Origin of the sequence: Pseudomonas sp. Teo4 (genome assembly GCF_034387475.1) — a bacterium.
Classification (GTDB): Bacteria; Pseudomonadota; Gammaproteobacteria; order Pseudomonadales; family Pseudomonadaceae; genus Aquipseudomonas.
The window spans coordinates 2329562-2340572 of the sequence record NZ_JAXCIL010000001.1; the positions used below are offsets into that span (position 1 = coordinate 2329562).

The window sequence follows — 11011 nt, forward strand, 5'->3', positions numbered from 1 at the left end:
ACCATGGCCAAGTCCCTGCAGGAGTACCAGCGCAAACGCGACTTCAACGCCACACCCGAGCCGACCGGCAAACGCGCTCGCCAACGGCCGGCCCACGCGCTGCAATACTGCATTCAGAAGCACGACGCCAGCCATCTGCACTACGACTTGCGCCTGGAGCTGGATGGCACCCTGAAAAGCTGGGCGATTCCCAAAGGCCCGTCGCTCGACCCAAGAATCCGTCGGCTGGCCGTGCAGGTGGAGGACCACCCGCTGGACTATGCCGGCTTCGAAGGCCATATCCCCGAAGGTCATTACGGCGCTGGCGACGTGATCGTCTGGGACCGGGGCATCTGGGAGCCCGAAGGCGACCCCCGCGAGGCCTATGCCAAGGGCAAGCTGCGTTTTCGCCTGCAAGGTGAAAAGCTTGCGGGTATCTGGAACCTGTTCCGAACCGGCCTGGCTGGCAAGAAAGCGCAATGGATCCTGGTCAAATCCCGGGATGAACAGGCTCGCAGCGAAGCGCAATACTGCATCGTCGAAGCACAACCGGACAGCGTACTGAGCGACCGCACCCTGCTACCCCGTCAGGCCACGAGAACCACCAACCCACCACGCAAACGCGGCGCCAGCGGCAAGCCCGCCGCCCTGCCAGTCAACCTGCAACCGCAGCTGGCCACCCTGGTCGACTCGCCCCCCAGCGGTGACTGGCGCTACGAGATCAAGTTCGACGGCTACCGTATGCTGGCCCGCATCGACGGGGACGACGTACGCCTGTTCACCCGCAATGGCCATGACTGGAGTGCGAAGATGCCAAGCCAGATCGCGGCGCTCAGGGCGCTGGGGCTCACTTCGGCATGGCTCGATGGCGAGATGGTCGTCGTCAACCAGCATGGAGCCGTCGACTTCCAGGCCCTGCAGAATGCCTTCGATACCGACCACGACGAACACATCACCTACTACCTGTTCGACGTGCCCTATCTAAACGGCCAGGACCTGCGCACATTGCCGTTACAGGCGCGGCGGTCAACCCTGGCCCAGTTGCTCGAGCGTTTTCCGTCGGACACCCTTGCGTTCTCTGCCGACTTCGACCAGCCGGTTGCCTCGTTGCTCGACAGCGCCTGCCGCCTGAAGCTGGAAGGCCTGATCGGCAAGCGCGCCGACAGCCCTTACGTGGGCGGGCGCAGCAGCGACTGGATCAAGCTCAAGTGCAAGCAGCGCCAGGAGTTCGTGATCGTCGGCTACACAGAACCCAAAGGCAGCCGCAATGCCTTCGGCGCCCTGCTGCTGGCATTGCACGACCGCGACAGTGGCCAGCTTCGCTATGCCGGCAAGGTGGGTACGGGGTTCAGCGCAAGCACACTGGACCACCTACTTGCCCGCCTCGAACCCCTGCAAGTGAACAAGCCCGCCTTGTCGAACCCACCGACAGGCGCCGAGGCCCGTGGCGTGCATTGGCTCAAGCCGCAGTTGCTGGCCGAGGTTGCCTTCGCACAGATAACCCGCGAAGGCATCGTGCGACACGCGGTCTTCCACGGTCTGCGCGACGACAAGCCCGCCACCGCCATCGACCTGGAGCGCGCCATGCCCGGCTACATTGTTTCGAGGCAGATGTCCGAGCCCTTGGGCAACCTGCGCCTGACTCACCCCGACCGCATCATCGATGCCACCAGCGGCACCAGCAAACGTCAGGTCGCCGAGTACTACGCTCAGGTCGCCAGCTGGCTGCTGCCGCAACTCAAGGGCCGGCCCGTGTCGCTGGTGCGCGCACCGGACGGGCTGGGGGGCGAGCTGTTCTTTCAGAAGCACGCCGGCCAGTTGCACATTCCCAAACTGGTCAGCTACACCAAGGCTCAGGCCGGACAGGCCGCCATGTCGCTCAACCACGCCGAAAGCCTGCTGGGCGCGGTGCAGATGAACATGCTCGAACTGCATACCTGGAACGCCACCGACAAGGACTTCAACAAGCCCGACCGCTTCGTGCTCGACCTCGACCCCGACCCCGCGTTGCCCTGGAAGGCAATGCTCGAAGCCACCCAGCTCACCCTCACCCTGCTCGACGAGCTGGGCCTGAAGGCGTTCCTCAAGACCAGCGGCGGCAAAGGCATGCACCTGGTGGTGCCCCTCACCCGGCGCGCTGGCTGGGATGAAGTGAAAGACTTCAGCCACGCCATCGTCGTGCACATGGCCAGGCTGTTCCCCGATCGGTTGAGCGCTGTTTCCGGCCCGAAGAACCGAGTCGGGCGAATCTTCATCGACTACCTGCGTAACGGCAAAGGCGCCACCACTGTCGCCGCCTACTCGCTGCGCGCCCGTGAGGGGCTGCCGGTGTCGGTGCCGATCTGGCGCGAGGAGTTGCTCCAGCTCAAGGGCGCCAATCAATGGAACATCGACAACCTGCACGAGCGCTTGGCGGTGGTCGATGATCCTTGGCACGACCTGTCCAGGACGCGGCAGTCGATCACCGCGCGCATGCGCAAGCAGCTGGGGATTGCTTGACAAGGCTGCTGGCCGGTCGGATGCATCAGCCGTTCAAGACGCCTTGCGTGGCCGTTTGGGCGCTGGTTTCTTGCTCTTGGCCTTGCCGCCAAGGCTGCGCTTGAGCAGCTCGGTAAGGTCGATGATGTCCGCGCCCTTCTGCGCACTGGCGGCGTCCGCGGCTTTATCCACCGTCTCGATCTTGCCTTTACTGGCCTTCTCTTCCACCAGGTCGAGAATGGTCTGGCGAAACGCGTCGTGATACGTATCCGGAGCCCACGGCCCACTCATGTCCTCGACCAAACGTTTGGCCATGTCCAGTTCGCGCTTGTCGACCTTGGCATCGGTCACGCTCTTGTCCAACTCCAGCGTTTCAACGCTGCGCACCTCTTCGGGCCAGCGCAGGGTGATCATCACCAAGGCTTCGTCCAGCGGCCGCAGCAGCGCCAGGTGCTGGCGGGTATGCAGCACCACGGTGGCCAAGGCCACCTTGCCGGTGCTTTGCAGCGTTTCGCGCAGCAGTGCGTAGACCTTGCCACCGCGGCGGTCGGGGCTCAGGTAGTAGGGCGTGTCGAAGTGCTGCAGCGGAATATCACCCGCCTCGACGAAGGAGAATATGTCGATGGACTGGGTTGCCTCGGGGCGCGCGGTGCGGATCTCGTCCTCGCTGAGCACTACGTAGCGGCCCTTCTCGTACTCCACGCCCTTGACGATGTTGTCCTTGTCGATCTCCTTGCCGGTGACCTTGTTTACTCGCTTGTAGCCCACCGGCTCCATGCTGCGTTTATCGAGCCAGTCGAAATCCACCCGCTCTGAACGCACCGCCGAGTTGAGCGAAACGGGGATGTGCACCAAGCCGAAACTGATCGCGCCTTTCCAGATGGCCCGCGCCATGGCGACCTCCTACACATTGAACGGTTCTGCCACCTCTCTGGACCTCACCCAACGAAGTCCCCTACTGCAAGTGACTGCCCCCTGACGCGAAGGTTTAATTCAAAGGCAGCGACGGCAAATTACCATCACCTTGGGCGACCTACCCAGGATGTCCAAGCCCCCGCAAAGGCCTGCAACAGATTGCAATCCATTGAAATACTTTTCAAATGCCACCATTCCCAATCCCGCCATCGCCAAGTACACTTGAGACACATTCTTATTTGCATTTGGCGATTTGGGGGAGGCGCATGATGTCCACCGTTGTTCTCGACGGAGCTGCGCACAGGGGGCTGGAAACACTGTACCGCGAGCACAACGGCTGGTTGCACGGCTGGTTGCGTCAGCGCCTGAACAATTTCGCCGATGCTGCGGACCTGGCCCAGGACACCTTCATTCGGGTAATGCTGGCGCGCACCGCAGGCACGCTCAACGAGCCGCGTCACTACCTGGCAACCATCGCCCGCGGTCTGGTCATCGACCTCTACCGTCGCCGCAGCCTGGAAAACGCCTACCTCGAAGCCCTGGCACTGCAGCCGGAACACTACGCGCCATCTGCCGAAATCCGTGCGGCGATCCTCGATACGCTAATGGCCATTGACCGAATGCTCGATGGCCTGGGCCCGCGCACGCGCGCGATCTTTCTCGCCGTACAACTTGATGGCCTGAGTTACGAAAAAGCCGCCGAACGGCTCGGCGTTTCGGTGAGCACCGTGCGTAAGCACCTGGCGCGTGCGCTGATGCACTGCTTGCTGATCGAAGACGCATGAAGGCCATTCTCGCAGACGCCGTGGACTGGTACGTGCGCTTGAACGACAGCAACGTCGATGATTCCACCCGTTCGGCCTGGCAAGCCTGGGTCGCCGCCGACCATCGCCACGCCGAGGCCTGGGCGCGCCTTGAGCAGCTGCAGTGCCGCCTGGGCAACGCACCCCGCGGTGCAGCACAGACACTGACAAACGCGAGGCGCGATCGACGCCATGCCGTGAAGGCATTGGCGCTGATGCTCGGGGTCGGGGTGGTCGGTTGGCAGGGCTATCGGGCCTCGCCCTGGAGTGCCGATTACTCGACACGGATCGGCGAGCGGCGGCACCTGACGCTTGCCGACGGCACGCGCCTGGACCTGAACACTGACAGCCGTGTGGATATCAGCTTCGACGCGGGCCAGCGCCTGATCCATCTGCGCCAGGGCGAGATCCTGGTGGAAACCGCCAAGGACCCCCGCCCACTCAGCGTGCGCACCGCTGAAGGCGACATCCTTGCGCTCGGCACTCGATTCAGCGTGCGCCAGGACGCCGCCTCGACACATGTGGCGGTGACCGCCCATGCCGTGCAAGTGCAACCAAGCCGATCACCTCAGCAGGTACGCATCGACAGTGGGTGCAGCCTGGACTTCAGCACCCACAGCGTGGGGCCGTTGCGTCCCCTGCCCCCCGATGCGCTGGCCTGGGCGCATGGCATGCTGGTCAGCGTCGATTGGAGTCTGGGCGATGTGGTCCATGAGCTGGCGCGCTACCGCCCTGGTTATCTTGGGTGTGCCGGGCAAGTCGCCGGGCTGCGCCTGTCCGGCGCATTCAACCTCGACGACACCGACCTCGCCTTGGTCAGTCTGGAAGACGCCCTGCCGATCCGCGCACGTCGCATGACACGCTATTGGGTACGTCTGGAGCCACTCAGGCTTCATTCGTAGACTCACTGAAAATATTTCTCATTTAGGGGTAGCAGATTTCCCTCGCTGCTTCGGCTCTTGAGGACGCGTGCATTCGACGCGCCCAAACCAACCAGAACAGGAGCCCCAATTCATGTCCGCAAGCCGTTCCTCGCTAGCCTGCAGTATTCGCAAGGCGGCCCTCGCGCTAAGCCTTTGCAGTGGCGTGCTGGCGACCTCGACTGCCTGGGCTGCGCCGCAGCGCTACGATATCCCGGCAGGCAGCCTGGCCTCTGCGATCAGCCAGTTCGCGGCTGCCAGTGGTGTGACCATCAGTTTCAGCAACGACGAAACGGCTGGGTTGCAGTCATCCGGGCTGCACGGCAGTTTCGAGCTGGAGCAAGGTTTCGCCACGTTGCTGCAGGGCACTGGGCTGCAGGTGCTGCAGGCGGGGGAAAAACGGTATGTGCTGAGCAAGGCGGACACCAGCGGTGCCCTCGAGCTGGGAGCGACCAGTGTCAATGCTGCAGGCCTGGGTAGCACGACCGAAGGCACCGGCAGTTACACCACAGGCTCGGTCAACACCGCGACCGGCCTACGCCTCTCGGCGCGCGAGACACCGCAATCGGTCAGCGTGGTCACCCGCCAGCAGATCGAGGACCAGAACCTGACGGACGTGGCCCAGGTGCTGGAACAGACGCCTGGTGTGGTCGTTGACAGCATGGGGCCGGCCGGTAGCGACGCCAACCATATCTATGTGCGCGGCTTCTCGGTCGGCAGCATCCAGGTCGATGGCATCAACCGCCCCGATACCTATGGCTTTCGCGACGACCTCGCCGACATGGTCAGCTACGACCGGGTGGAGGTGGTTCGCGGGGCCACGGGGCTGATGTCGGGAACCGGCGACCCCGGCGCGACGATCAACCTGATCCGCAAGAAACCAACGCTTGAAACCAAGCGCACGCTGACACTCAAGGCCGGCTCCTGGGACAACTACCGCACCGAGCTGGACGTATCCGGAAAGCTGACCGAAAGCGGCAATGTACGCGGGCGCTTCGTCGCATCGACCACCGACAGCGGCAGCCATATCGACCGCCAGACCCTGGAGAAAGAGGTGGCCTACGGCGTGGTGGAGTGGGACCTCACCGACAGCACGATGCTGACCGTGGGGGCCGAATACCAGGAGATGGACAGCGATGGGGCCGGCAACCATGGCTTCACCATGTACAAGTCCGATGGCAGTCACTTCAGCCCTTCCCGCTCGTTCAACTCGGCCTCGGACTGGAGCTACCACAAACGCAGGACCAAGACGGTGTTCTCCACCCTGGAACATCAGCTGGACAATGGCTGGCAGCTCAAATTCAATGCCGAACACAGCCGCCGCAGCTATGACGACGCCTTCGCCACAGCGGCCAGCGGCACCGTCAACCCTGATGGCAGCGGCGTCAGCACCTGGTCCGGACGCTGGGCCGGCGAGCCGCGGCAGACGTCGTTCGATCTGTCGGCTTCCGGGCCGTTTGAGCTGTTCTCGCGCGAGCACCAGGCCTACTTCGGGGCCAGTCACTACAAAGCCTACTACCGTAACCCCGGTTACCCGCTATGGACCATCCAGAGCATCGACAACATCTACACCTGGGACGGTTCGCTGCCGATCCCGGATGCCATCCACACCAAGTCCTCGGAAGATTCGCTGGATGAAACCCAGGACGGCCTGGTGGCTTCGGTCCGCTGGAGCCTGGCCGATGACCTGTCGCTGATTACCGGTGCACGGGTGATCGACTGGCACCGTGACGAAACCTCGACCACGCTGTCGTCCGGCGATACCAGCCGCACTTCACGCAGCGAAACCGGGGTGGTCACGCCTTACCTCGGGCTGGTGTATGACCTCAACGAAAACTGGTCGGCCTACGCCAGCTACACCACCATCTTCAAGCCGCAAAGCAACAAGGATGTCAGTGGTGCCTACCTGGACCCCGAAGAAGGTGTGAACTACGAGCTGGGTATCAAGAGCGAGTTCTGGGACAAACGCCTGACCACCGCGTTCAGTGTCTTCGAGGTGCGCCAGGACAACCTTGCCGTGGCTGACGGCAGCAACCTGGCGCCGGACGGCAACCAGGCCTACCGCGCCGAATCCGGCACCAAGACCCGTGGTTTCGAGATGGAAATGGCGGGCGAGATCCTGCCTGATTGGCAAGTGTCCGCCAGCTACACCTATGCCGTGATCAAGGACTCGGATAACGATCGCCTGCTCACCGAAGTACCGCGCGATACCTTCAAACTGTTCACCAGCTATCGCCTGCAGTCCCTGCCGCAGTTGAAGGTGGGTGGCGGTGTGCGTTGGCAAGGTACGGAATACTACAAAGGTGCCGGCCCGAACGACGAGACGTTCACTCAAGACCCCTACAGCGTGGTCGACCTGATGGCGCAATATGCGTTCACGCCGCAAACCAGCGTCTCGCTGAACGTCAACAACGTGTTCGACGAGAAGTATTACACCGCGATCGGCTCACGTGGTTGGTATGGCACTCCGCGTAGCGCAACGGCCACCCTGGTGTACGCGTTCTGACGCAGAGGCGTTGACATTGATGGCTCCCATGCGTGGGAGCCATCGACTCGGATACACAAGTCAAACTACTTGCCCGAGACTCCCCACTCGTTGAAGATTGCGACCGCCCGAACAAAACCGGCAGAGGCATGGCGGATCTTGTAAGGGAAACAGCTGACCATGAACCCAAACGCCGGCAGCTGTTCCAGATTGGCCAGCTTCTCCATCTGCCCATAACCAATGTCGCGCCCGGCCTTGTGCCCCTCCCAGATGATTGATGCATCGCCTGTGGCACCAAAGCGTTCGCGGGTGTATTTGAACGGTGCATCCCAACTCCAGGCATCCGTCCCGACCACCCTCACCCCCCGCTCCAACAGGTACAGCGTGGCCTCACGCCCCATGCCCACTCCAGCCTCAAGGTAGCCAGGCTGGCCGAACAGTCTGCCGGCACGGGTGTTGACCAGGACGATGTCCAGCGGTTGCAGCTCATGGCCGATGCGTGCCAGCTCATTTTCGACCTGCGCCGCCGTGACCACATGACCATCCGGCAGATGACGAAAATCCAGTTTCACACCCGGCTGCAGGCACCATTCCAGTGGCAGCTCGTCGATACCGAAGGCCGGCTTGCCGCCGTCGGTGGTCGATGCGTAATGCCACGGCGCATCCATGTGCGTGCCGCTGTGGGTGGTGATCTGCAGCCGCTCAGCCGCCCATGACTCGTTACCCGGCAAGTCCTCCTTGCGCAGGCCAGGGAACATCGCAGCCATTTCCGGCCAGCCCTGCTGGTGGTCCATGTATTCGACCTTCGGCAACAGTGGCGGTGGGTCGGTATGAGGGTTGTTGTCCAGGGTCACTGAAAGGTCCACCAGGCGACGCGTGCTCACGTTCATGCAAGAAACCCTTTGCGAATGGCCGCACGGCTGCTTCGCCGCGCCGGCAGGTTGAGGGTGTTGCGCAGCAGCCCGGCCACCGAACCGTCGTGGCAGAAACCCAGCTCCCGAGCCAGGGGGCTGCGCAACGGTGGGTAGCGGCCGAACAGCGCTTCAAGTTGCGGGTCGGGCTCGAAGGCGATGCGCTCGCGGTTGGCCTCGCCAAAACTGTCCGCCAGGCCGGCCAGCACCTGGTCGATGGAAAGGTGCAGCACCGGTAGCTGCCAGATGCGCTGGCTGCCGGGGTTATCCAATTCGGCGGCGAGCAGCAGGTTGTCCACGCAGCAACGGGCAGACATCCACCAGGCGCACGCATCGGGCGACACGGGGCAGGTGTAGGCCTCCCCTGCAGCATAGGCATGCAACAGGTCGCTCATGAACGCCGAGCGCAAACCGTTCGGCTCACGTGGCCGGGCAACGATGCCGGGTAGCCGTAACGCACGCCCGTCCACCTCGCCGCGACGGGCCAGGTCCTGCAAAGCGATTTCCACCATGCGCTTGTGTGCCGCATAAGACAGCTGCGGCGAAGGCGGTTGGTCTTCACCCATGCGCGTTGGCAGCTCGCCGCCGTACACCGCGACACTGCTGGCATACACCAGCACCGGGGGGCACCAGGGGTTGCGCAGTTGGTTGAGCAACTCCAGGCTGGCCTGCAGGTTCACCTGGTAACCCAGCTCGTACTGCGCCTCGGCGGCACCACCCGGCACACTGACCAGGTGGAAGACGACGTCGACACCATCGGCCAGCACCCGGCGCAATAAAGCCGGGTCGGTGACACTGCCGTAGTGGCGGCGCACGCGCGCATCCTCGGGCAAGCCATCCAGCGTCTGGTCCAGCAGCAGCAACGCTTCGATGCGCTGCCCCCGCACCTCGCCAGTTTCCAGCAGGCGTTGCACCAGCTGACGACCGACGAAACCGTTGGCACCCGTGACCATCACACGCATGGCCAGCCTCCCCGCACCACGCGCTGGTCAATCGCGCCGAACAGCACTTCGCCTTCGCAATCACGCGCCTCCATGCGCACGCGGTCGCCAAAGCGCATGAAGGCCGTGCGCGGCGCGCCGAAAGCGATGATCTCGATGGCGCGGCGCTCGGCGATACAAGCCGACCCGACGCTGCGGTCGGCATTGGAAACGGTGCCGGAACCCACCAGCGTGCCAGCGCTCAAGCGCCGCGTCAGCGCCGCATGGGCAATCAACTGGTGAAAGCCGAAATGCATGGCACCACCGTGGGGATGCCCGAACCACTCGCCGTTCCACTCGACCTGCAGCGGCAAGTGCACCCGGCCATTGCGCCAGGCATCGCCAAGTTCGTCCGGGGTTACTGCGACCGGCGCGAAGCTGCTGGCGGGTTTGGCCTGAAGAAAGCCAAAACCGGTCTTCATTTCCCGAGGGGCCAAGGCACGCAAGCTGACATCGTTCAGTTGCAGCAACAGGCGCACATGCTGCAATGCCTGCTCCGGCGGGCAACCCATGGGGACGTCATCCAGCAGCACCGCGAACTCGCCTTCGAAGTCGATGCCGTGGGCTTCGCTGGGCAACGGAATGTCCATGCGCGCACCCAGAAAGTCATCGCTGGCGCCCTGGTAGATCAGCGGCGTGTGCTCGACGCCATCGATCGGCTCCAGGTCGAAAGCCTTCTGCATCAGCTCGCCATGGCTGAGGAAGCAGGAGCCGTCCAACCACTGGCTGGCACGCGGCAGGGGCGCGGCGAGTTGTGCCAGGTCGAGATCGAAGGCACCCTGCGCCTCGTTGGCATTGAGCCGATGATAAAGGGCCTGCAAGCGCGCCTCGACCTGGGGCCAGTTTTCCAGCGCAGCCTGCAGGGTGACGGCAATGTCGCTGGCATCGACCGCCCGCCCCAGGTCACGCGCCACCACCAGCAGACAACCATCGCGACTGCCGTCGTTGAACGTGGCAAGCTTCATGGCAGCAGCTCCTTCAGGCCGTCGGCGTACCGGCCGTCGAGCAGGATGAAGACCATGCGCGCCATCTGCTCGCTGCGGTTGCTCCAGGCGTGGTTGGTGCCGCGCTGTACCACAATGTCGCCGCGTTTGAGATGGACTTCGCCGTCGTCCAGCACCAACCAGACCTCACCCTCGGTGACGATGCCGTAGTCCAGGGTCTGAGTGCGGTGCATCAACTTGTGCCTGGAGTCGGCCTTGCCAGTGCCTGCGCTGGCCTCGCCGATCTCGGCGAAGGCTGCCGCGGCCGCTTCGGCGCTGACCTGGTTCTGCACGCTGTCCGGTGGAATATCCACCACGCGGATCACGCTGCCCAGCGGACCGGGGCTAAGTTGCAGCGGCTGGGCTGTCGGATCGTCGCCGTTATCCAGCAACGCCGGGCTACCGACGCTGTTCCACACCTCGTAGAACAGGGTGCCGGGTACCGCCTTCAGCGGGAAATTGTTAGGCGTCGCGCCACACGTGGCCACGACCGCCTGCCCCTGGGCATCGTGGCCAGTGACCACGCGTTTGAATACAGGAAGCGATTGCATGTTGTC

At 63.5% G+C, this 11011-nt stretch carries 9 protein-coding genes; 4 read left to right on the forward strand and 5 right to left on the reverse strand.

Annotated elements, in window-relative coordinates:
- Positions 1–3: 3 nt before the first annotated feature.
- Positions 4–2478 carry a DNA ligase D gene (gene ligD / locus PspTeo4_RS10550; RefSeq protein WP_322363677.1) on the forward strand — a complete coding sequence of 825 codons (2475 nt, stop codon included), beginning with the start codon at positions 4–6 and terminating at the stop codon, positions 2476–2478.
- A 33-nt stretch (positions 2479–2511) separates the two neighbouring features.
- Here the strand turns inward: ligD and PspTeo4_RS10555 are convergent, their stop codons facing one another.
- Complete coding sequence (locus PspTeo4_RS10555; RefSeq protein WP_322363678.1) at positions 2512–3351, reverse strand: Ku protein; 840 nt, start codon at positions 3349–3351, stop codon at positions 2512–2514.
- A gap of 290 nt (positions 3352–3641) precedes the next feature.
- Between PspTeo4_RS10555 and PspTeo4_RS10560 the strand changes: the two genes are divergently transcribed.
- From PspTeo4_RS10560 to PspTeo4_RS10570, 3 genes are all read left to right on the forward strand, one after another.
- Complete coding sequence (locus tag PspTeo4_RS10560) at positions 3642–4157, forward strand: sigma-70 family RNA polymerase sigma factor (RefSeq protein ID WP_322363679.1); 516 nt, start codon at positions 3642–3644, stop codon at positions 4155–4157.
- Positions 4154–5077 (forward strand): FecR domain-containing protein, encoded by a 924-nt coding sequence (locus PspTeo4_RS10565; protein ID WP_322363680.1) that lies wholly within the window; start codon positions 4154–4156, stop codon positions 5075–5077. Before PspTeo4_RS10560 ends, PspTeo4_RS10565 begins: the two co-directional genes overlap by 4 nt.
- 112 nt (positions 5078–5189) lie before the next feature.
- Positions 5190–7601: a TonB-dependent siderophore receptor gene (locus PspTeo4_RS10570; protein ID WP_322363681.1), complete on the forward strand. Its 2412-nt coding sequence runs from the start codon at positions 5190–5192 to the stop codon at positions 7599–7601.
- A gap of 65 nt (positions 7602–7666) precedes the next feature.
- Here the strand turns inward: PspTeo4_RS10570 and PspTeo4_RS10575 are convergent, their stop codons facing one another.
- Genes PspTeo4_RS10575 through PspTeo4_RS10590 form a run of 4 tightly spaced genes read right to left on the reverse strand, consistent with a single transcriptional unit; the run spans position 7667 to position 11005 of the window.
- On the reverse strand, positions 7667–8470 hold the full coding sequence (locus tag PspTeo4_RS10575; RefSeq protein ID WP_322363682.1) for a cyclase family protein: 804 nt from the start codon (positions 8468–8470) through the stop codon (positions 7667–7669).
- Positions 8467–9453 carry an NAD-dependent epimerase/dehydratase family protein gene (locus tag PspTeo4_RS10580; RefSeq protein WP_322363683.1) on the reverse strand — a complete coding sequence of 329 codons (987 nt, stop codon included), beginning with the start codon at positions 9451–9453 and terminating at the stop codon, positions 8467–8469. The genes PspTeo4_RS10575 and PspTeo4_RS10580 overlap by 4 nt, the downstream gene beginning before the upstream one ends.
- On the reverse strand, positions 9444–10436 hold the full coding sequence (locus PspTeo4_RS10585) for a fumarylacetoacetate hydrolase family protein (RefSeq protein ID WP_322363685.1): 993 nt from the start codon (positions 10434–10436) through the stop codon (positions 9444–9446). Before PspTeo4_RS10585 ends, PspTeo4_RS10580 begins: the two co-directional genes overlap by 10 nt.
- Positions 10433–11005, reverse strand: a complete 573-nt coding sequence (locus PspTeo4_RS10590) for a cupin domain-containing protein (protein ID WP_322363686.1) — start codon at positions 11003–11005, stop codon at positions 10433–10435. The genes PspTeo4_RS10585 and PspTeo4_RS10590 overlap by 4 nt, the downstream gene beginning before the upstream one ends.
- Positions 11006–11011 lie beyond the last annotated feature (6 nt).

Excerpts from the sequence above, each read along its gene's own strand:
- PspTeo4_RS10570 (WP_322363681.1), top strand. The coding sequence starts at position 5,190 with ATGTCCGCAAGCCGTTCCTCGCTAGCCTGCAGTATTCGCAAGGCGGCC.
- PspTeo4_RS10565 (WP_322363680.1), top strand. The coding sequence starts at position 4,154 with ATGAAGGCCATTCTCGCAGACGCCGTGGACTGGTACGTGCGCTTGAAC.
- PspTeo4_RS10575 (WP_322363682.1), bottom strand. The coding sequence starts at position 8,470 with ATGAACGTGAGCACGCGTCGCCTGGTGGACCTTTCAGTGACCCTGGAC.
- PspTeo4_RS10580 (WP_322363683.1), bottom strand. The coding sequence starts at position 9,453 with ATGCGTGTGATGGTCACGGGTGCCAACGGTTTCGTCGGTCGTCAGCTG.
- PspTeo4_RS10555 (WP_322363678.1), bottom strand. The coding sequence starts at position 3,351 with ATGGCGCGGGCCATCTGGAAAGGCGCGATCAGTTTCGGCTTGGTGCAC.
- PspTeo4_RS10560 (WP_322363679.1), top strand. The coding sequence starts at position 3,642 with ATGTCCACCGTTGTTCTCGACGGAGCTGCGCACAGGGGGCTGGAAACA.
- PspTeo4_RS10585 (WP_322363685.1), bottom strand. The coding sequence starts at position 10,436 with ATGAAGCTTGCCACGTTCAACGACGGCAGTCGCGATGGTTGTCTGCTG.
- ligD (WP_322363677.1), top strand. The coding sequence starts at position 4 with ATGGCCAAGTCCCTGCAGGAGTACCAGCGCAAACGCGACTTCAACGCC.
- PspTeo4_RS10590 (WP_322363686.1), bottom strand. The coding sequence starts at position 11,005 with ATGCAATCGCTTCCTGTATTCAAACGCGTGGTCACTGGCCACGATGCC.